This window comes from Pseudarthrobacter sp. BRE9, from assembly GCF_031844305.1.
GTDB lineage: Bacteria > Actinomycetota > Actinomycetes > Actinomycetales > Micrococcaceae > Arthrobacter.
In genome coordinates this window covers 502,669-521,613 of record NZ_JAUZUY010000001.1, presented here as the reverse complement: position 1 = coordinate 521,613, position 18,945 = coordinate 502,669, and the positions used below count along the sequence as shown (strand labels likewise).

The 18,945-nt window shown below is 64.7% G+C and carries 21 protein-coding genes; 11 read left to right on the top strand and 10 right to left on the bottom strand.

The genetic code is table 11. The features are described from left to right. The first annotated feature begins 5 nt into the window (after positions 1-5). On the top strand, positions 6-575 hold the full coding sequence (locus Q9R31_RS02345; protein ID WP_200830555.1) for an adenylate kinase: 570 nt from the start codon (positions 6-8) through the stop codon (positions 573-575). 72 nt (positions 576-647) lie between these two features. Next, entirely contained in the window at positions 648-1,475 is an 828-nt protein-coding gene (gene map / locus Q9R31_RS02340) for a type I methionyl aminopeptidase (protein WP_311261143.1), read from the top strand. A gap of 106 nt (positions 1,476-1,581) precedes the next feature. On the opposite strand, the gene Q9R31_RS02335 is transcribed toward map, so the two are convergent. The 3 genes from Q9R31_RS02335 to Q9R31_RS02325 are packed head-to-tail and all read right to left on the bottom strand — an operon-like array spanning position 1,582 to position 4,868. Continuing rightward, the gene (locus Q9R31_RS02335; protein WP_311261142.1) at positions 1,582-2,931 is read right to left on the bottom strand and encodes an ABC transporter substrate-binding protein; all 1,350 of its coding nucleotides are present in this window, start codon (positions 2,929-2,931) and stop codon (positions 1,582-1,584) included. Positions 2,932-2,991: 60 nt separating this feature from the next. Further along, entirely contained in the window at positions 2,992-3,912 is a 921-nt protein-coding gene (locus tag Q9R31_RS02330) for a carbohydrate ABC transporter permease (RefSeq protein WP_311261141.1), read from the bottom strand. Beyond that, entirely contained in the window at positions 3,909-4,868 is a 960-nt protein-coding gene (locus Q9R31_RS02325) for a sugar ABC transporter permease (protein WP_311261140.1), read from the bottom strand. The genes Q9R31_RS02330 and Q9R31_RS02325 overlap by 4 nt, the downstream gene beginning before the upstream one ends. A 215-nt stretch (positions 4,869-5,083) precedes the next feature. On the opposite strand from Q9R31_RS02325, the gene Q9R31_RS02320 reads away from it, so the two are divergent. From Q9R31_RS02320 to Q9R31_RS02285, 8 genes are all read left to right on the top strand, one after another. Next, positions 5,084-6,019 carry a P1 family peptidase gene (locus tag Q9R31_RS02320; RefSeq protein ID WP_311261139.1) on the top strand — a complete coding sequence of 312 codons (936 nt, stop codon included), beginning with the start codon at positions 5,084-5,086 and terminating at the stop codon, positions 6,017-6,019. Between the two features lie 171 nt (positions 6,020-6,190). After that, positions 6,191-6,412, top strand: coding sequence for a translation initiation factor IF-1 (gene infA / locus Q9R31_RS02315; protein ID WP_009358723.1), 222 nt, complete (start codon positions 6,191-6,193; stop codon positions 6,410-6,412). A gap of 71 nt (positions 6,413-6,483) precedes the next feature. Next, a complete protein-coding gene (rpmJ, locus tag Q9R31_RS02310; protein ID WP_009358722.1) occupies positions 6,484-6,597 on the top strand; it encodes a 50S ribosomal protein L36 in 114 nt (37 codons plus the stop codon). 183 nt (positions 6,598-6,780) lie between these two features. Next, positions 6,781-7,155 carry a 30S ribosomal protein S13 gene (rpsM, locus tag Q9R31_RS02305; protein WP_003803743.1) on the top strand — a complete coding sequence of 125 codons (375 nt, stop codon included), beginning with the start codon at positions 6,781-6,783 and terminating at the stop codon, positions 7,153-7,155. Between the two features lie 54 nt (positions 7,156-7,209). Continuing rightward, positions 7,210-7,611: a 30S ribosomal protein S11 gene (rpsK, locus tag Q9R31_RS02300; RefSeq protein ID WP_018760435.1), complete on the top strand. Its 402-nt coding sequence runs from the start codon at positions 7,210-7,212 to the stop codon at positions 7,609-7,611. A gap of 130 nt (positions 7,612-7,741) precedes the next feature. Next, entirely contained in the window at positions 7,742-8,752 is a 1,011-nt protein-coding gene (locus Q9R31_RS02295) for a DNA-directed RNA polymerase subunit alpha (protein ID WP_013601812.1), read from the top strand. 68 nt (positions 8,753-8,820) lie between these two features. Then, on the top strand, positions 8,821-9,408 hold the full coding sequence (gene rplQ / locus Q9R31_RS02290) for a 50S ribosomal protein L17 (protein WP_311261138.1): 588 nt from the start codon (positions 8,821-8,823) through the stop codon (positions 9,406-9,408). A 32-nt stretch (positions 9,409-9,440) separates the two neighbouring features. Further along, on the top strand, positions 9,441-10,346 hold the full coding sequence (locus Q9R31_RS02285) for a tRNA pseudouridine synthase A (RefSeq protein WP_311261137.1): 906 nt from the start codon (positions 9,441-9,443) through the stop codon (positions 10,344-10,346). A gap of 41 nt (positions 10,347-10,387) precedes the next feature. Here the strand turns inward: Q9R31_RS02285 and Q9R31_RS02280 are convergent, their stop codons facing one another. Further along, a complete protein-coding gene (locus tag Q9R31_RS02280) occupies positions 10,388-12,055 on the bottom strand; it encodes an ATP-binding protein (protein WP_311261136.1) in 1,668 nt (555 codons plus the stop codon). Positions 12,056-12,308: 253 nt separating this feature from the next. On the opposite strand from Q9R31_RS02280, the gene Q9R31_RS02275 reads away from it, so the two are divergent. Continuing rightward, positions 12,309-13,094: a response regulator transcription factor gene (locus Q9R31_RS02275; protein WP_311261135.1), complete on the top strand. Its 786-nt coding sequence runs from the start codon at positions 12,309-12,311 to the stop codon at positions 13,092-13,094. A gap of 3 nt (positions 13,095-13,097) precedes the next feature. On the opposite strand, the gene Q9R31_RS02270 is transcribed toward Q9R31_RS02275, so the two are convergent. The 6 genes from Q9R31_RS02270 to cpaB all read right to left on the bottom strand — a co-directional run bounded on the left by Q9R31_RS02270 (position 13,098) and on the right by cpaB (position 18,944). Beyond that, positions 13,098-13,580: an Hpt domain-containing protein gene (locus Q9R31_RS02270; protein ID WP_311261134.1), complete on the bottom strand. Its 483-nt coding sequence runs from the start codon at positions 13,578-13,580 to the stop codon at positions 13,098-13,100. A gap of 93 nt (positions 13,581-13,673) precedes the next feature. Continuing rightward, a complete protein-coding gene (locus Q9R31_RS02265) occupies positions 13,674-14,558 on the bottom strand; it encodes a type II secretion system F family protein (RefSeq protein ID WP_311261133.1) in 885 nt (294 codons plus the stop codon). Between the two features lie 7 nt (positions 14,559-14,565). Then, positions 14,566-15,498, bottom strand: a complete 933-nt coding sequence (locus tag Q9R31_RS02260) for a type II secretion system F family protein (RefSeq protein WP_311261132.1) — start codon at positions 15,496-15,498, stop codon at positions 14,566-14,568. Positions 15,499-15,508: 10 nt separating this feature from the next. Continuing rightward, positions 15,509-17,005, bottom strand: coding sequence for a CpaF family protein (locus Q9R31_RS02255; protein WP_311261131.1), 1,497 nt, complete (start codon positions 17,003-17,005; stop codon positions 15,509-15,511). Beyond that, a complete protein-coding gene (locus tag Q9R31_RS02250) occupies positions 17,005-18,198 on the bottom strand; it encodes an AAA family ATPase (protein ID WP_311261130.1) in 1,194 nt (397 codons plus the stop codon). Before Q9R31_RS02250 ends, Q9R31_RS02255 begins: the two co-directional genes overlap by 1 nt. Further along, complete coding sequence (gene cpaB / locus Q9R31_RS02245; RefSeq protein ID WP_311261129.1) at positions 18,195-18,944, bottom strand: Flp pilus assembly protein CpaB; 750 nt, start codon at positions 18,942-18,944, stop codon at positions 18,195-18,197. The genes Q9R31_RS02250 and cpaB overlap by 4 nt, the downstream gene beginning before the upstream one ends. Between the last annotated feature and the right edge of the window lies 1 nt (position 18,945).

The following is an 18,945-nucleotide window of genomic DNA, read 5'->3' as shown; positions in this document are numbered from 1 at the left end:
CGAGAATGCTGATTATTGGACCTCCCGGCTCCGGAAAAGGAACGCAGGCGGAGCGGATCTCAGAACGCCTCGGCGTTGTGGCCATCTCCACTGGCGACATCTTCCGTGCCAACGTGAAGGGTGAGACCCCGCTGGGCCTCGAGGCCAAGAAGTACATGGACAACGGGGACTTCGTGCCGGACAGCGTGACCAACAAGATGGTCCGCGACCGCCTGGGCGAGTCCGACGTCGAAAACGGCTTCCTGCTGGACGGCTACCCGCGCACCACCGCGCAGGTGGATTACCTTGACGAGATCCTCGCCGACGGCGACGAGAAGCTCGACGTGGTGCTGCAGCTGACCGCTGATGACGAGGAACTGGTCCACCGCCTCCTGGGCCGGGCTAAGGAAACGGGCCGGAGCGACGACAACGAAGCCGTCATCCGCCACCGCCTGGACCTCTACCACGAGCAGACCGAAGCCGTTGTGGCGAAGTACGCCGAACGCGGCATCCTCACCCAGGTTGACGGGATCGGTCCCATCGACGAAGTCACCAACCGCGTGATGCAGGCCATCAAGGCCGCACAGGCAGCCTGACCCAGGCGCCCGGTTTTATCGAGGCTCCTCCCGGCATCCGGGAGGAGCCTCAGCCATTTGAAAGGACACACCATGGCCTTCGGCCAGCCCCGCATCGAATTCAAGAACAACGCCCAGATGCGCACCATGCACGAGGCCGGCCTGGTCCTCAGCCGTGCATTGGATGCCGCCGTTGCCGCCGCGGTGCCGGGGGTTACCACCAAGCACCTGGACGACGTCTTCGCCGCCGTCCTCAATGAGGCAGGGGCCAAGTCCAACTTCCTGGGCTACCACGGCTTCCCGGCCACCATCTGCACGTCCGTCAATGAGGAAGTGGTGCACGGAATCCCCGGCAGCCGCATCCTTCAGGATGGGGACATCATCTCCATCGACGGCGGCGCCATCGTCAACGGCTGGCACTCGGACTCCGCACGCACGGTGATCGTGGGAACCGCGGACCCCGAGGACCAGCGGCTCTCCGACGTCACCCAGGCAGCCATGTGGCGGGGGATCGCGGCGCTTGCCACCGGCACGCACGTGGGGGACATTGGGGCCGCGATCGACGACTACGTTTCGTCCGTCCCGGGCAAGCCCCTGGGCATCCTGGAGGACTATGTGGGCCACGGCATCGGCTCCGAGATGCACATGGCACCGGACGTCCTGAACTACCGCACCAACCACCGCGGCCCCAGGATCAAGCCGGGCCTGTGCCTGGCCATCGAGCCCATGCTGGTCCGGGGCAGCATTGACACCGCAGTCCTGGACGACGACTGGACGGTGGTCACCACCGACGGCAAGCGGTCCTGCCAGTGGGAGCACTCCGTGGCCGTGCACGAAAAGGGCATTTGGGTGCTGTCAGCGCCCGACGGGGGTGCGGAGCACCTGGTGCCCCTCGGCGTCACCCCGGTCCCGATTCCGTAAGGGACGTGCTTCTTTCCCTCCGACACGCAAAATCCCTGTCGACCCCTAAATCACGGTGTCGGCAGGGATTTTGCGTGTCGCTCGGGGGTATCCGGGTCGAAAACGGTCAGGACTTCAGTTTCGGCTTCACGTCGCGGTCGTAGATGCTCTGCAGCGTGTTCTTCAAGTCGGTCATGGTGGACTTGACGTCGCCCTGCTGCGTGAGGATCTTCGCGGCGGCCTTGGCCATTTCCTGGTCGGCGCCCGGCAGGAACACCCGGGCGTTGTCCTGGACCTTGGTCACTGCGAGTTGGTCCATGGCCGTCCTGATCTGCGGCGTCTTGGCCAGCACGGCCGCCATGTCCGCCGACTTGCGGGTGGGCATGTAGCCGGTGGCCGCGGAGAACTCAGCGGTGCTCTGCGGTTGGGTGACGAAGTCCAGGAACATGCCCGCCGCGAGCTGTTCCTCCTTGGAGATCCCGCTGGGGATGCCCAGGCCTGCACCGCCCGTGGGGCACACGTTGGACTGCGCCTTTGGGCCACCGGGGAGGAACCCGACGCCCACGTTGAACTTGGCCGATTTCAGGATCCCCAGCAGGGAACCGGTAGATGAGATGGTGGTGGACGTCAGGCCGGCAGAGAAGTCATCCGCAGCTTCCTTGGATGAGACGCCGGCCCACTTGTCCTTGTAAATCGAGTCCTGCGCCCATTGCAGGGCGGCCACGGATTCGGTGGAGTCGCACGTGATGTCCCATTCCTTGGACCAGCCGCCGCCCCAGCCCCACAGCATGTTCTGCAGTGTCCAGCCCGCGTACCCGGCGAGGGCGGGGTAGATGTAGGCGTACTGGGCGCCGGAGCTTGCCTTCAGCTTGGGTGCCCATTGGCTGAATTCGTCCCACGTCTTGGGGGCGCGGTCGGGAAGGCCGGCCGCCGCGAAGTGGTCCTTGTTGTAGTAGAACAGCGGCGTTGACCGGCCGTACGGCAGCGCCCACTGCTTGTTGTCGTATTTGTAGTCATTGACCAGCGACTGCTGGAAATCGTCCATCTTCATGTCCAGCTGCTTGATCAGGCCGTCAACGGGAATGATGCTGCCGTTGGTGTAGTAGCGGAACCACCAGACGTCGGACAGGACCACCACACCCGGCAGGCCCGACTTCGCCGCCTGGGCGGTCTGGAACTTCTGCGCGATTTCCTCGTAGTTGGCTCCTGCGGTGACCAGGTTGACGGTGATGTCCGGGTTCTTGGCGTGGAATTTCTCGATCAGGCTCTTCTCCACGTCCTGCGACTGGCCCGGGTGGCTGGACCAGAAGTCGATCTTGGCCGCCGGCTTCACCCCTTTGAAGTCGATCTCGGCCGCCTGGGAGGTAGCCTGGCCGCCGCCGGTTGTTGATGGTCCGCCGCATGCGGCCAGGGCAGCGGCAGAGGCGCTTACCCCTGCCAGGCCCAGGAAATGCCTCCGGTCCAGATGCAGTGTCATGACTGTTCCTTTCGGTTGTTGCCTTTGTAAAGGTTGGAAAGTACGACGGCGGCCGGCGGCTTAGCCGGTCACGCTGCCTTGGGTGAGGCCCGCAACGATGTAGCGCTGCAGAGCCGCGAAGATGATCAGGATGGGGACGATGACCAGGACCGCCCCGGCCATGAGGACGCCCCAGCCGGCGGCATTGCTTTCGTTGTTCTGCAGCAGGGTGAGCCCCACGGGCAGGGTCATGGTTTCCGGGCGGTCCGTGATGATGAGCGGCCAGATGTAGTCGTTCCATTCGGTCACGATCGTCACGAGCGCCACGGTGGCGATGGACGGGACCGAGACGGGAACCACGATTTGCCACAACCGGCGCCAGTGGCCGGCACCGTCCATCTCGGCCGATTCCAGGATGGAGGCGGGGAGGGTGCGGAAGTGCTGCCGCAGCAGGAACGTGCCGAACGCGGTGCCAAGGCCGGGGAGGATGATGCCCCACAGGGTGTTCTTTCCACCGATGCCCGCGATCAGGATGAAGTTGGGCAGGATGGACACCTGCGGCGGCACCATGAGGGCCACCAGGATCAGCAGGAAGATGAAGTTCCTGAACGGGAAGCGGACAAACACCAAGGCGTAGGCGGTCAGGATCGCCAGCAGCACCTTGATGGTGGCCCCGGCCAGCGTGACGATGGTGCTGTTCAGGAAGAACTGGCCAAACGGCACCGTGGTCATGGCGGTCCGGTAGTTCTCAAGGTTCAGGCTTTCCGGGAGGACCTTCAGATCCGTGGTGACGATCTCGCCGGACTGCTTGAAGGAGCTCAGGACCATCCACAGCAGGGGCAGGAACACCACCAGGGTGGCCACGAGCAACGGCACGTAGCCACCCATCACGGTCCGGATGAGGTTGCGGCGCGACAACGGCCGGTCGCGGTGGAGGCCTGGCTCCGGTGCGGCGATCGCGGGGGCTGCGGGGTCGGGGCTGACCGGGGACAGGGAGGTCATGAGTAATGCACCTTTCGTTCCACGAACCGCAGCTGCAGCACGGTGATCACCAGGAGGATGGCGAACAGGACCACCGAAATGGCTGCCGAGTAGCCTGCCCTGTTGTAGGCGCCAAAGGCCTGCAGGTATGCCTCATAGATCAGGGTGCTGGTACCGGTGCCCAGCGGCGTCATGATCCGGATGAGGTCGAAGGCTTGCAGTGAACTGAGCATGGTGGTGATCAGGAGGAAGAACGTGGTGGGGGACAGCAGGGGCAGCGAGATGCTGGTGAAGCGGCGGAATCCGTTGGCGCCGTCAAGGGATGCGGCCTCCATGACATCCTGCGGAAGGGACTGGAGCCCGGCCAGGTACACCACGGCGCAGTAGCCCAGGTTCTTCCAGACGTAGACCAGGATCACCATGACCAGCGAGAGCTGGGGGTCGTTGATCCATTGCGGGCTCTGCTGCCCGACGCCGCGCAACAGCCAGGCCAGGACGCCGTAGCCGGGGTCGAAGATGAACAGCCACACCAGGCCCACCCCGACGCCGGAAAGCACGTACGGGGCAAAGACCGCCGAACGGGCGAACGTGGTGCCCCGGATCTTCGCATTCAGGGCCAGTGCCACCAGCAGGCCCAGCACCATGGAACCGCCCACCGTGACCAGGGTGAACACCGCCGTGGTCCCCAGGACTTTCGGCGCATCATTGCTGCTGAAGAAGGTGACGTAGTTGTTGAGGCCAACCACCGTGGCGCTGGGGGAGCCCAGGGTCCAGTCCAGGGTGGAGTAATACATGTTGCTGAACAGCGGACGGTAGGTGAAGACGGCGATCAGCACCAGGTTGGGCAGCGCCATGGCGAGGAAAACGAAGAAGTCCCGCCGGGTCCTCGCGGTCCACCGCCGCTTTGGGACTTTCGCTGAGCGGCCCGGAGGCCTCTTCGGCTTGGCGGCTGGGTGCGGGGCGAGTTGACGGGTCATGCGTGTCTCTCCCGGGTTGGGAGCCTGCTTGTGGCCGGCCCTGGCTTGATCTAGGGACTACTACACCAGACCGTCAGGGGGCTGAAACCCGCATATGCCCTTGTCAGGGGACTGTTATCCAAGGCTTCGTCGCCCGTTAACGCTGTGTTGAATGCAGTCTCGCACAAAGTTCCCCGATGCGGCAGGGGCACGCCTGCGGAGGGGAGAATAGGGGGATGGGATCCATCAACGATGTTCCGGGCATCCGGGTAGGCCACGTCCACAAGGACAGCGGGGGCTGGCTGACCGGGGTCACCGTGGTCCTGCCGCCGCCGGGCTGCGTGGGATCGGTGGATGTCCAGGGCGGCGGGCCTGCCACCCACGAAACGGACGCCCTTGACCCCACCACCCTTGTCAGCACAGTGGACGCCGTAGTGCTCACCGGCGGCAGCGCCTATGGGCTGGCGGCCGCTGCCGGCGCCCAGCGCTGGTGCGAGGAAAACGGCAGGGGATTCGCCGTTCCCGGCGGCGTCGTGCCCATCGTGCCCGCCGCCGCCATCTTCGACCTCGGCAGGGGCGGGGACTTCGCAGCGCGTCCGACGCCGGACATGGGCTACGCGGCAACGGCCGCCGCGGCGGCACAAAAGGAAGGGCACGACGTCGGACGCGGCAACGTCGGTGCGGGAACCGGCGCAGTCATCGCCAGGACGTTCAAAGGGGGAGTGGGCACCGCGTCGGTCACCCTGGAGAACGGCGTTATTGTGGGGGCCATTGCTGTTGTGAACGCGCTGGGACTGCCATTTGACCCGACCAAACCTGAAGTACCAGCGCCGCCCAAAGCAGCCACCACGACGAACACAACGCTGGTTGTTGTGGCAACGAACGCATTCCTGGACGTGGCCGAGTGCAAGCGGACCGCTGCTGCTTCCCATGCTGGAATCGCCCGGGCTCTGAATCCGTCCCACACCCTCGCCGACGGGGACATCGTCTTTTGCCTTGCAACCGGGGCCATCCCGCTGGACCGCTCGGACGAAGCTGCCCGGCAGGTCAGTCTCATTACGCTGCAGAGTGCGGCAGCCGGCGTCGTCCGTTTGGCCATCCTGGACGGCGTGGCCAGTGCGGAAGGAATCAGCACTCCTGCAGGTGAATATGGTGCGTACCGCACCGCGTAGGCTACTATGGCCGATTTAACTTTTACCGGCCAACAGGGTAGTGTTGTTTGTTGGTTGTCTGGACTGCCACGCCCTTTTGGGCCTGGAACCGGCAATCGATCCAACAAAAACGTTCGTGGTCATGACCGGTGCAATCCGGCGGGGCTGCGGCAACAACAGTTAGCGGAGGGTATGGCCAAGAAGGACGGGGTCATTGAGATCGAAGGCGTTGTGACCGAGGCGCTGCCTAACGCGATGTTTCGCGTTGAGCTCACCAACAAGCACATCGTTCTGGCACACATCTCTGGAAAGATGCGTCAGCACTACATCCGGATCCTCCCCGAGGACCGCGTAGTGGTGGAGCTGAGCCCGTACGACCTCACCCGTGGTCGTATCGTCTACCGCTACAAGTAAATTGCTGGGCGGCTTCAGCGCGAGCTGACCGCTGCTCCAGTTGACCACACTGCTACACGCAAAGGAACGCCATGAAGGTCAAGCCGAGCGTCAAGCAGATCTGCGAAAAGTGCAAAGTGATCCGCCGTAATGGCCGGGTCATGGTGATCTGCGAGAACCCGCGCCACAAGCAGCGCCAGGGCTAATTTCCTTCCCTGAAGGAATCCTGGGTTGCTAACCCACGCAAGTAAATAAAGGCAGCACAAGCTGATCTGGAACATTGAGCTCGAAAGAGTCCGGACAGCTAACCCCCGGTCGGAGGCTGGGGCCGCACGGACCGTGCGGGTGTACTGCCTACGACCTCCGGTTTATCAAGGAGTACTGCCACTATGGCTCGTCTCGCTGGCGTAGACATTCCCCGCGAAAAGCGGCTGGAAATTGCGCTTACTTACATCTACGGCGTGGGCAAGACCCGTGCACACGAAACCCTGGCTGCCACTGGCATCAGCGCTGACGTTCGCGTCAAGGACCTGACTGACGCCCAGCTGGTTGAGCTGCGTGACTACATTGAAGGCAACTACAAGGTTGAGGGTGACCTTCGCCGCGAAGTAGCAGCAGATATCCGCCGCAAGGTTGAAATCGGCAGCTACGAAGGCCTGCGCCACCGCAAGGGCCTGCCCGTACGCGGTCAGCGTACGAAGACGAACGCACGTACCCGCAAGGGCCCGAAGCGCACCGTCGCCGGCAAGAAGAAGGCCCGTTAAAATCCCCGCCCGGGATTTACGGACTTTCCCCAATAACTTTCTGTAGGAGAAAAAATGCCCCCGAAGACTCGTGGCGCGGTTCGCAAGCCGCGTAAGAAGGACAAGAAGAATATCGCGCTTGGCCAGGCGCACATCAAGAGCACCTTTAACAACACCATCGTTTCCATCACGGATCCGTCCGGCGCTGTTATTTCCTGGGCTTCCTCCGGTGAGGTTGGCTTCAAGGGCTCGCGCAAGTCCACCCCGTTCGCTGCCCAGATGGCTGCCGAAGCCGCTGCCAAGCGTGCGCAGGAGCACGGCATGCGCAAGGTAGACGTTTTCGTCAAGGGACCGGGTTCCGGACGCGAAACCGCGATCCGTTCGCTGCAGGCCGCAGGCCTCGAGGTTGGCTCCATCCAGGACGTCACCCCCGCAGCGCACAACGGCTGCCGCCCGCCGAAGCGCCGCCGCGTCTAATTCTTTTCCGCAGCAGGAGCTTGCCCGGACCAGCGATGGTCCGGGCAAGCCCAGCGCGTTAAGTCTTCAGACCGAATTTCCACCACCTGTGTTGCGTCATATAGCGGATGCTCGCCGAAAGGAAACCTAAGTGCTCATTGCACAGCGCCCCACCCTCTCCGAAGAGGTAGTCTCCGAAAACCGTTCGCGTTTCATCATCGAACCGCTGGAACCGGGCTTCGGCTACACCCTCGGAAACTCCCTCCGCCGTACCCTGCTCTCCTCCATCCCCGGTGCTGCCGTAACCAGCATCCGGATCGATGGTGTGCTGCACGAGTTCACCACGGTTCCGGGTGTCAAGGAAGATGTCACCGAGATCATCCTTAACATCAAGAGCCTGTCGGTTTCCTCCGAGCACGACGAGCCCGTCGTTGCCTACCTGCGCAAGCAGGGCCCCGGAGTCGTCACCGCCGCGGACATCGCTCCGCCGGCCGGCGTCGAATTCCACAACCCGGATCTGCACATCGCCACGCTGAACTCGAAGGGCAAGTTCGAACTCGAACTGACCATCGAGCGCGGCCGCGGCTACGTTTCGGCAGCTCAGAACAAGTCCGGCGATGCAGAGATCGGCCGTATCCCGGTCGACTCCATCTACTCGCCGGTGCTGAAGGTTACTTTCCGCGTGGAAGCAACCCGTGTTGAGCAGCGCACCGACTTCGACAAGCTGATCGTCGACGTCGAGACCAAGCAGGCCATCGCCCCGCGCGATGCCGTTGCTTCCGCAGGCACCACCCTGGTGGAACTGTTCGGTCTGGCCCGTGAGCTGAACACCGCAGCTGAAGGTATCGAGATCGGCCCGTCGCCCACCGACGCTGCCCTGGCAGCCGACATGGCACTGCCGATCGAGGATCTGGACCTCACCGTCCGTTCCTACAACTGCCTCAAGCGTGAGGGCATCCACACCGTGGGTGAACTCGTTGCCCGCTCCGAGGCTGACCTGATGGACATCCGCAACTTCGGTGCAAAGTCCATTGACGAGGTCAAGGCAAAGCTGGTTGAACTGGGCCTGTCCCTCAAGGACTCGCCTCCCGGTTTTGACCTCGCAGCACGCGCCGCAGCAATCGAAGAGGACGACGCCGCCTTCGGCGACGACGAACTCTAAACCAGACCTTGGCCGGCGGGCAGCACCACGGTGTGCCGCCCACGGCTTCCACATGAGGAGAAACAATTATGCCTACCCCCACTAAGGGTCCGCGCCTCGGCGGCGGCCCGGCTCACGAGCGCCTCATGCTCGCGAACCTGGCAGCATCCCTGTTCGAGCACAAGCGGATCACCACCACGGTCACCAAGGCCAAGCGCCTGAAGCCGTACGCAGAGCGCCTGGTGACCTTCGCCAAGCGCGGCGACCTCGCTTCCCGCCGCCGGGTTCTCGGCCTGATCAGCAACAAGGGCATCGTCCACGAGCTGTTCACCGACATCGCCCAGGCTGTGGAGAACCGCGACGGCGGCTACACCCGCATCACCAAGATCGGCAACCGCAAGGGCGACAACGCTCCCATGGCTGTCATCGAGCTTGTCCTCGAGCCCGTTTCCGCCAAGCAGGCTGTCGTAGCCGAGGCTACGTCCGCTGCCAAGCGCGACGCTGACAAGAAGGAAGCTGCTGCTGCTCCCGTTGCAGAAGAAGCTCCCGAGACCGAAGCTGCTGAGGCTCCGGCCGAAGAGGCTCCCGCCGCTGAGGAAGCTGCTGCAACCGAAGAGGCTCCCGCCGCTGAGGAAGCTGCCGAGGCTCCGGCTGCCGAGGAGAAGGACGCGAAGTAATTCGCTGATTCCCTTCGCATAGACTTAGGTCTGTGAACCACCAAAAACCCGCGGCCCCCGTTCCAGGGGGCGGCGGGTTTTTGCGTATCCGGCTTGATCTTTCGTACGACGGCGGCCCGTTCAGCGGGTGGGCGCTGCAGCCGGGACTGCGCACCGTCCAGGGCGTCCTGGAGGAGGCGATCGCGCTGCTGATCCGCCGTGCCGTCCGTGTCACCGTCGCGGGACGGACCGACGCAGGCGTGCACGCCCGGGGCCAGGTGGTCCATCTGGACCTCACGGACGACGAGTGGCAGGGACTGCCACGCGGGCACGAACTGGATCCCGCCGTCGCCATGATGCGCAGGCTCCGCGGTGCTCTGAGCCGCATCCTGGGAGACCTGACCGGCGCGGTGGAGGTGCACGACATTTCGCTGGCCCCCGAGGGCTTTGACGCCCGGTTCTCCGCCCTGTGGCGCCGTTACAGCTACCGCATTGCGGACGGCCCCGCCCGGTGGGATCCGTTGGAGCGGTACTTCACGCTGTGGCACAAAAATCCGCTGGACGTGGCGCTCCTGAACGAGGGCGCCTCGAAGCTGCTGGGCCTCCAGAATTTCCTGTCCTTCTGCAAGCCGCGGGAGGGTGCCACCACCATCCGGGAACTCCAGCGCTTTGAATTCCGGCGCGGCGAGGACGGCGTCATTGTGGCCACAGTGCAGGCCGATGCGTTCTGCCACAACATGGTGCGGGCACTCATCGGCTCCGCCCTGTACGTGGGTGAAGGCGTCGAGGAGCCGGGCTGGCTGTACGAGCGGCTGCTGCTGCAAAAGCGCGATGCCAAGTCCGTCCTGGCCGCCCCGCATCCGTTGGTGCTTGAGGAAGTGGCTTACCCCTCGGACAGCGAACTCTTGGCCCGGGCGGAACAGACACGCGCCCTCCGCGATTCCCCACCCGCCCCCTAACCTCGCAAGCTCGGCCAGGGAACCCTGCGGGCGTGGGCCCACTAGAACGAAGGCGGCGGGCCCTCGGCCGGCAGCGTCACGGTGAAGGTGCTGCCCTGGCCCTCACCGCTCTCGCACGCGATGGTGCCGCCATGCCGCTCCACGATCATCCGGGTAATCGATAGACCCAGCCCGGCGCCCGGGATGGCGGCCTTCTGCGCGGATTCGGCGCGGAAGAAGCGGTTGAAGGCCCTCGCCGCGTCCTCGCTGGTCATGCCCATCCCGGTGTCCGTGACGCTCAACCGGACCCACTGCCGGTCTGCATCCGCGCTGATGCTGACCCTGCCGCCGTCGGGGGAGTACTTGATGGCATTCGAGACCAGGTTGTCCAGCACCTGCCCGATCCGGAGCGGGTCCGCATAGGCCCACAGCGGCGAGGGGACGTCGGCGGCGATCTCCACGTGGGACCGGAGCGCCAGGGCCTGGGCTGAACCGAGGCTGGTCTCCACCAGGCTGGCCAGGTCGGTCCGCTTGGGGTGGACGTTCAGGGTGGTGGAGGCTGAGGCGGTCAGGTCGGCCACGAGGTCCAGCAGCCTTTCCGCGTTGCGCTGCACCACGAGCAGGCGCTGGGCCACCTGCCGGGGCAGGCTGTCGGCCTCGTCCAGCACCAGGTCAATGTTGCCGAGGATCGAGTTCAGCGGGTTCTTGAATTCGTGCGAGACGTTGGAAACCAGCTCCTGGTTTGCTGCCAGGGATTCCACCCAGCCGGTGACGTCGCTGTAGACCACCACAGCCCCGGTCAATTCGCCGTCTTCATTGACCAGCGGGCGGGCGGCGGCGGATACCGCCCGCTGCTCCGGGCCCTCGCCGGCCCACACCAGGTAGTCGGCGAAGGACTCGCCCGCCATGGCCCTGTTAATGGGCCGCCGGTCCTGGGGGAGCAGGGTGCGGCGGTCCTGTCCGAAGATGAGCTGGTGGCCTTGGCCGGGAACGGCGTCGTCCGCGCCCGTGACACGGCGGAAGTTGCGCTGGCGGCTGTTGGACACCAGGAAGTGGCCGGAGCGGTCGACGGCGGCAATTCCGACGTCGGTGGCGTCCAGAACGGTTTCCAGCAGCTTCTCCCGTTCCCGGCTTGCGGCGAGCAGTTCCCGGAGTTCCCGGTCCTTGTCGGCGAGCTCGGCCTGCTGCTGCCTGAGGCTGACGCTCGCAAACCGGATGGCCAGGGACACCGCGAGCATCATGACGGGGAAGAGGACGGCGCTGGTGATGTCGGCGGCCGTGACCGCGGGGAGGTGGGCCACCACCGAGGGGACCATGATCAGGAAAGGTCCCAGAAAGCTGAGCACCAAGCTGCTGCGCGCCAGCATGCCGGAGGCGGAGAGCCAGATGACGGGGAAGATCACGAGCACCGCCAGGCCCGGGAGGAGCGGTGCCGCACCGTTGCGCAGGAACCCGATCGCTGCGAAGTCCAGCACGGGGATCAGCAGGTACGGGCGGTGTGCCAGGCGTTCCCAGGGCATCAGGAAGCAGCCGAGGAACAGGACCGCGTGAAGGACAAGGCCGGCCACGTACAGGGGGCTGTGCAGGAGCGAGGGCCATGCGAAGGGGGTAGCCACGGCAATCGCGGCAACAATGAGGGTAAGGGGGAGCTGGCACAACGCCACTTGGGCGCGTGTTCCCAGCCGCCGGAAGATGCGGCCGGGGCCACGGTGGAACAACGGCTCGGCCATGGTTCTGACTCGTACCCCTTTACGTCCGGAAAGCAGGTGCCGCCAAGGTGTAGCAATTCCCCCCGGTTACCTTGGCATCCACCCTTTCCTTTGGATAATGCACATGTCTTGTCATAATAATTGACTTTTCAATTTTCGGTGCCGATTGGGATGTCATCAGTCCGGCTTACTAGTAGCGTATAAATGGTTGGAGCGGGATTGGCATTGGCGCTGGGCCAATGGGGGGCCATTTCCGCCTGGCGCAGGGATAGCAATGGACGATCTTGGTGTAGCTGTAGTCATCGAGGATGACGCCGATGTACGTAACCTCCTTGAAGGTGTTTTGACCCAGGCGGGCTTCGAAGTGCATACAGCAGTTGATGGGCGTGCCGGGGTTGAGGTGGTCCGCAGTAAGCAGGCCAATGTTGTGACGCTCGATATCGGGCTGCCGGATATTGACGGGTTTGAGGTTTTGCGTCGGATCCGGAATTTCAGCAACGCCTACGTGGTGATGCTGACAGGCCGGACCGATGAACCGGACCTGCTGTCCGCCCTGAACGCGGGGGCGGATGACTACATAGCAAAACCCTTCAGGCCCAGGGAACTTCGGGCCAGGGTTTCTGCCATGATGCGCAGGCCGCGCCATGAAGTAAACGGGCAGAACCCGTCCACTTCACAGTGGGGACAGCCGCAGGCGCCTGCCGCCCGGCAGCCCGAGCCCGGGGTCCTGCAGCACAACGGGCTCCTGCTGAACCACCGGACACGCACGGTGGAGATCAAGGGTGAGCCGCTGGGCCTGACCCGCAGTGAGTTCGACCTGCTCCATGTGCTGCTCAAGGGCGGCGGTGCCGTGTGTACCCGGGCGGACCTGGTGCGGGCGGTGCGGGGCGACTTTTATGACCGGGATACGTACATCAGTGAGGCGGACGAGCGCGCCGTGGAGGTTCACGTGGGAAACCTGCGGCGCAAGCTCAAAGAAGACCAGTTGTCCCCGCGTTGGCTGCAGACAGTCCGTGGGGTGGGGTACCGGCTGGCGCCGCGGCGGCCGGATGATGCGTAACTGCTAGCCGTTTTCCAGGATGTAGGTTGCCTGCAGTTCGGACACGGTGCGGGCGCCATCCAGGGCCACGCCGGTCATCAGGGCCTGGCCCTGGACAAAGTCGCCCTGCCGGATCAGGCCTTCGAGGAGTTCGGCGAGCTTGGCCAGCCGTACGCCGCCAACCATGGCGGAGCTGATCTTGAGGCTGATGACGGCGTCCAGGGCGGACTCTTCGTCCTGGCTCTCGACTGCTGTTCCCAGCCGGGCCAGCCGCAGGTCCCACATGGCGGCGTAGTCGCGGGCGAAGCGCTGCGCCAGCCCGGATCCGGCCAGCTCATCTTCGAGTTCTTCCAGTACTGCGGCATCAACCAACGGCAAGAGAGCGGCCTCTTCCAGTGAAGGGGCCGCGGCGGCGGCCGGAACGGGAGCGGCAGGCAAACCGACCCCGGACAGCGGGTAGTCCGCAGCGGGGCTCTTTCCGCTGGAACCGGGATCGGGACTGTTCATTGTTCAAGGCTACTTCCTGGAAATCCTTCGGTGTCCTGTTTCTTGTCATTCTGTGTAAACCTTGAGGCAACCTTGCCGCCGCACTGAGTATCTTTACTGTCCGCTGAAGGTCACCACTGCATTGATCACGGCCGGGCCCAGAATGGCGATAAAGAGGACCGGAAAGATGAAGAACAGCAGCGGGAAAAGAATCATGACGGGCAGTTTCATTGCCTTTTCCTCGGCCCGCTGGCGCCGCTTGACCCGCATGACCTTGGCCTGGACGCGCAGGACCCGGCTGATGGCGATTCCGTAGGTGTCGGCCTGCACCACGGCCTGCACGAAGCTGCGCAGTTCCGGGATGCTGGTCCTTTCGGCCAGGGCGATGTAGGACTCGCGCCGGCTCCGTCCCACCTGCATGTCCTGCAGCGTGCGGACCAGTTCCTCCGCGAGGGGGCCCTTGCCGTTCTCGCCGGCCCGGGCCATGGCGCCTTCAAAACCCAGTCCGGCTTCCACCGAGATCAGCATCTGGTCCAGGGTGTTGGCCAGCTCCAGCTGCATCGCCTTCTGCCGCTCCTGGCCCTTGCTGTACAGGAGGAGGTCCGGAATGAAGTAGCCGAGGACAATCAGGAACAAGCCGGCGAGCTTCATGAGGGGGCTCGCGCCGATGCTCACGAGCCAGAGTCCCGCTGCCAGACCAGCCATTCCGAGGCCCAGCTTAGAGCCCAGCACCTTGCCCATCGGCATTGAGGCGGGCCGGCCGGCGAGGGACAGGAGCCGGTCAAGGAAGGCCACATAGGCCGGGGGAGTCAGGCGGCGCCCCACGGTTTCGAGGATGCCCGGTTTCCCGGCAGGCGCAACGAGGGCCGCCGGAGCACCGCGGCCCAACAGTTCAGCGGCGGCGATGCGCCCCTGCTTGTCCACGGTCAGCATGGACCAGGTCACGGCCGCGAGGGGGATGCAGACCAGGAGTACGGCGAGGAGGACGATCAGGTTCATGGGGTCCTCAGAACTTCAGGTCGATGATCTTGCGCATCCACAGCGCGCCGATGGTCATCAGGACAAAGGAGGCGCCGATCATCGCCCAGCCCAGGGGGTGGGTGAACATGGAGTTCATGTAGCTGGGGCTCACGGCAAGCAGCATGGTCACGATGCCGAACGGCATGGCGATCAGGATGTAGGCGGAGAACTTGCCTTCCGCCGCTAGGGCCTTGATGTGGCCCTTGATTTCCGCGCGCTCGCGGATGGTCTCGTTCACCTGGTCCAGCACCTCCGCCAGGTTGCCGCCCACCTCGCGGTTGATCTGGATGGCCTGCGAGATCCAGACGAAGTCCTCGTTCTTCATCCGGTCCGCGGTGTCGTTCAGTGCGGCCAGCAGGTCGCGGCCCAGGCTTGTTTCGGTGATCACCCGCCGCATCTCTTCCGACGTCGGCTTCTGGGACTCGGTGGCGGCGGCGTCGATGGCGCGCAGGATGCTGTGGCCGGCCCGGAGGCCGCCGGAGAGCAGCTGCAGCGTGTCGCCGAGCTGGCTGTCGAAGGCGGTGCGCCGCTTGCCGGCCAGGAATCCGAGGACGAGTTTGCCCACGAAAGGTGCCAGCAGTGCCAGCAGCACCCCCACCAGGGGACCCACCGTGACCGTGCCCACCAGCATCCCGACGCAGGCGCCGATCCCCACCAGCAGGAAGAATTCGGCCTGGCTGAGGCGCAGGCCGGCGTTTTCCAGCTCAGGGCGGGGGAACAGCTTGACGTTCCGTCCCCCGAGGAGCCGTTCGAAGGATCTCACGCCGGACAGCGCCAGGCGGGACAGTGAGGACGGCGGTTCCGGTTCAAATGGACGACGGCGGTCCAGCGGCACGGCGGGGGCGCCCGGCAGGAGCACGGCCACACCGAGAAGGCAGATGGCTGCCAGCAGGATGACGCTTCCGATGGCGATGATCATGGCCGCGTCCCTACTTCGCGCCCGGCGACAGCGGCCCGGCGAACACTGCCGGGGACACGTGGATGCCCAGGTCCTCGAACCGGTCAATGAACCGCGGCCGGATGCCCGTGGCCACCGGCCGGCCCAGGAAGCGGCCCTGGGCGTCAACACCTGCAGAGTAATCGAACACAAATGCATCCTGCAGCGTCACGATATCGCCCTCCATGCCCTGCACCTCGGTGACGTGGGTGATGCGGCGGGAGCCGTCGCGGAGCCTGGAGATCTGGACGATGAGGTTTACGGCGGAGGCGATCTGCTCGCGGATGGCGCGCAGCGGAAGGTCCATGCCGGCCATCAGCACCAGGGTTTCGAGGCGGGCCACGGCGTCCCTGGGCGAGTTGGAGTGGACCGTGGACAGGGAGCCGTCGTGGCCGGTGTTCATGGCCTGCAGCATGTCCAGCGATTCGCCGCCGCGGACCTCACCCACCACGATCCGGTCGGGGCGCATACGGAGGGAGTTGCGGAGGAGCTCGCGGATGGTGACTTCGCCTTTGCCTTCGGTGTTGGGCGGGCGGCTTTCCAGCCGGACCACGTGGTCCTGTTGGATCTGCAGTTCCACGGCGTCCTCGATGGTGACGATGCGTTCGTCGTGCGGAAGGAACGAGGACAGGACGTTGAGGAGCGTGGTCTTGCCCGTGCCCGTACCGCCGGAAACGATGATGTTCAGCTTGGCCTTCACGCACGCGTTCAGCAGTTCGGCCATCTCCGGGGTCAGGGTGCCAAAGTCGATGAGGTTGCGGACCGTCAACGGGGTCTTGCTGAACTTTCGGATGGTCAGGGAGGAACCGCCAACGGCCAGGGGAGGGATGACGGCGTTGACGCGCGAACCGTCCTCCAGACGGGCGTCCACCAGCGGGGAGGACTCGTCGATGCGGCGTCCCACCTTGGACACGATCCGTTCGATGACCTTGCGCAGGTGTTCCTCGGAGCTGAAGCGGGACTCGGAAAGGGTCAGCTTGCCTTTGCGTTCCACATAGATCTGGTCCATGCGGTTGACCATGATTTCGGTGACGGCGGGGTCGTCCAGCAGGCGTTGGAGGGGGCCGTAGCCCAGTACGTCGTCGGCCACGTCCTGGACCAGGCGGGTGCGTTCCTCCGGTGTCAGCGGCACCTGTTCGGCGTCGATGATGCGGGTGAGTTCCTTCTTGGCGGTGCTGCGCAGTTCCTGTTCGGTGACGGCGGCGTCGTTGAAGCGCGATCCCATGCGTTCAAAGAGGGCGGTGGCCGCCCTGTCCTTCATGGCTGCGAAGACGTCCACCTTGGGTGCCGTGGGCACCTGCTGCGCGCCGTCGTCGTACGTTGAATGCGCGACGGCGGCCGGTGCCGGAAGGTGCCGCTCCGCACCTTCCGCAGGGGAGGGCGAAGGCGCCGGGCGCGGGGCCTCGAGCACGGCGGTGCCCGTGCCCGACCCGGAGCCAGAGGCCTGGTCGCGGGTCTGGACCGCGTTGATGCGTTCAGAGAGTTTCATCAGATGACCACCCTTCGGTGAAGCTTCTTCTGTGCCTGGGCGCGCCAGGCCGGGTTGAAGCGCTCCACGAGCTGGCGGAGGCTTTTGACGGCGGGGTCCTTCCTGGATTCCTGGAGGACCGGGATGCCGCGGTTGGTGGATAGTGCAACCGCGCGGGACCGGGGGACGCTGACGTCCACGGGCGCGCCGATGGTGGATTCGACGTCCTGCACGTTCAGGCCGGCTTTGGCGTCGGCCATGTTCAGGACCACATGCCGGGATTCGGGCATGATGTCCAGCTGGCGGAGGACTTCCAGGCCCGAGCGGAGGCCGCGGAGGCTGGGGATGTCCATGGCGCTGACCCAGACCACGTCCGTGCACTGTTCCATGGCGGCGAGGCCGATTTCCGGCATGCCGGGGGCGGTGTCCAGGACCACGTACTGGAATTCGTGGGACAGCTGTTCCACCAGGCGGCTGACCTGTTCCGGGGTGATGTGGTCCGCGTCCACGGGGTTGGGTGGGGCGCAGAGGGCGTAGATGCCGGCCGGGTGCACGGTGAGGAAGGCCTTGAGGACCAGGGAGTCCTGGGCGGCGGCGGGCGTGACGGCATCGGTGACGGTGTGCTGAGGGTTGAGGTACAGGCCGGAGGCGACGTCGCCGAACTGCAGGTCCAGGTCTACGATCACCACGCTCATGGGCGCGATCTGGCCCAGGCCGATGGCGATGTTCGTGGCGAGGGTGGTTTTGCCGACGCCGCCCTTGGGGGAGAAGACGCCGATCACCAGGCCTTTGCCGTTCTCTGTTTGTTGAGCTTCGGGGCTGCGGTGGCGCGTGGCGAAGGACTGGCAGGCGCGTTCGAGCAGCACCCTGATTTCCGCCGGGTCCGCTTGGGGGCTGAGGATGTCGCGGATGCCGGCGCGCATGGCGTGCAGCAGGAATTCCGGCTGCACGTCGCTGACCAGCACCAGGCTGAGGCCGGGGAGCTGGACGTCGAAGACCTTGGCGAACTTCAGAGCTTCCTCGTAGGGGACGTCCGGTCCGATGATGAGCACCTCGGGCTGTTCCTGGTTGAGGAGGGCGAACAGTTCCGCCGGGCCTGCGGGGAGGATGTCACTCGCGATGGTTTGGACAGACCCGCGCAGGCCGTGGGCGACGGCGTCGCGCAGTTTCTGGTCGAAGTCGGCGTTGGGGGAGAGGAGGACGAAGCGGCTCATTTGTACACCGTGTCCTTCCTGGCGATGAAGCCGCCGTTGTCCTGGGCGTCGAGGGGTTCCTTGGTGAGCCACAGGCTGCCATTCAGCGTTGTGAAGATGATCTTGTTGGCGTCGACGTCGTTGACCGCGACGGTGACCATGAACTGGCCTTCGGGAAGGGTTGTGTCCTGGGGGTTGGTGCCGTCGGTGGGCTTCGCAGTTGGTTGCGCGGCGCGCTGGACGGCTGTGACCAGGACCTTTCGGAGGGCGAGCTGTGTTGTTGGTTCGCCCGGCTTTGTCTTGTCTGCACCACCGCTGAAGCTGAAGCCAATTGCAACATGGTCGCCCGCTTCAAGACGGCCTCCCACAACCATCTTGGGTTCCAGTTCGAAAGTGACTTCCTGCATGCCTGTCGGCACCTTGACGGCGCCGCTGGTCTTGGCGTCTGCCGGGTTGACCAGGCGTTCGGCCAGAAGTTGCTCGCCGGGGACAAGGTCGACAGCGGCGACTTTGCCAACCGAGTCGTCAAGGTTCTTCAGTGCGGTCTTCGAAACAGCAGTGGAGGGCACCTGCTGTAGGGTCACGGACGCCCTCACTATATCGAGGGAAGAGCCTGCAGACACGGCCTTTGTCACCACCAGTACCCCGGTGGGATCCATGTCTTTCATGGCTCGCTGATCGGCACCTTGGGCATAGGTGACGATGAGGACCGCTCCGATGATGGCCAGCACGACTGCTGATACACCGGCCAACATACGTGACTTCACT

Excerpts from the sequence above, each read along its gene's own strand:
- Q9R31_RS02345 (WP_200830555.1), top strand. The coding sequence starts at position 6 with ATGCTGATTATTGGACCTCCCGGCTCCGGAAAAGGAACGCAGGCGGAG.
- map (WP_311261143.1), top strand. The coding sequence starts at position 648 with ATGGCCTTCGGCCAGCCCCGCATCGAATTCAAGAACAACGCCCAGATG.
- Q9R31_RS02335 (WP_311261142.1), bottom strand. The coding sequence starts at position 2,931 with ATGACACTGCATCTGGACCGGAGGCATTTCCTGGGCCTGGCAGGGGTA.
- Q9R31_RS02330 (WP_311261141.1), bottom strand. The coding sequence starts at position 3,912 with ATGACCTCCCTGTCCCCGGTCAGCCCCGACCCCGCAGCCCCCGCGATC.
- Q9R31_RS02325 (WP_311261140.1), bottom strand. The coding sequence starts at position 4,868 with ATGACCCGTCAACTCGCCCCGCACCCAGCCGCCAAGCCGAAGAGGCCT.
- Q9R31_RS02320 (WP_311261139.1), top strand. The coding sequence starts at position 5,084 with ATGGGATCCATCAACGATGTTCCGGGCATCCGGGTAGGCCACGTCCAC.
- infA (WP_009358723.1), top strand. The coding sequence starts at position 6,191 with ATGGCCAAGAAGGACGGGGTCATTGAGATCGAAGGCGTTGTGACCGAG.
- rpmJ (WP_009358722.1), top strand. The coding sequence starts at position 6,484 with ATGAAGGTCAAGCCGAGCGTCAAGCAGATCTGCGAAAAGTGCAAAGTG.
- rpsM (WP_003803743.1), top strand. The coding sequence starts at position 6,781 with ATGGCTCGTCTCGCTGGCGTAGACATTCCCCGCGAAAAGCGGCTGGAA.
- rpsK (WP_018760435.1), top strand. The coding sequence starts at position 7,210 with ATGCCCCCGAAGACTCGTGGCGCGGTTCGCAAGCCGCGTAAGAAGGAC.
- rplQ (WP_311261138.1), top strand. The coding sequence starts at position 8,821 with ATGCCTACCCCCACTAAGGGTCCGCGCCTCGGCGGCGGCCCGGCTCAC.
- Q9R31_RS02280 (WP_311261136.1), bottom strand. The coding sequence starts at position 12,055 with ATGGCCGAGCCGTTGTTCCACCGTGGCCCCGGCCGCATCTTCCGGCGG.
- Q9R31_RS02275 (WP_311261135.1), top strand. The coding sequence starts at position 12,309 with ATGGACGATCTTGGTGTAGCTGTAGTCATCGAGGATGACGCCGATGTA.
- Q9R31_RS02270 (WP_311261134.1), bottom strand. The coding sequence starts at position 13,580 with ATGAACAGTCCCGATCCCGGTTCCAGCGGAAAGAGCCCCGCTGCGGAC.
- Q9R31_RS02265 (WP_311261133.1), bottom strand. The coding sequence starts at position 14,558 with ATGAACCTGATCGTCCTCCTCGCCGTACTCCTGGTCTGCATCCCCCTC.
- Q9R31_RS02260 (WP_311261132.1), bottom strand. The coding sequence starts at position 15,498 with ATGATCATCGCCATCGGAAGCGTCATCCTGCTGGCAGCCATCTGCCTT.
- Q9R31_RS02255 (WP_311261131.1), bottom strand. The coding sequence starts at position 17,005 with ATGAAACTCTCTGAACGCATCAACGCGGTCCAGACCCGCGACCAGGCC.
- Q9R31_RS02250 (WP_311261130.1), bottom strand. The coding sequence starts at position 18,198 with ATGAGCCGCTTCGTCCTCCTCTCCCCCAACGCCGACTTCGACCAGAAA.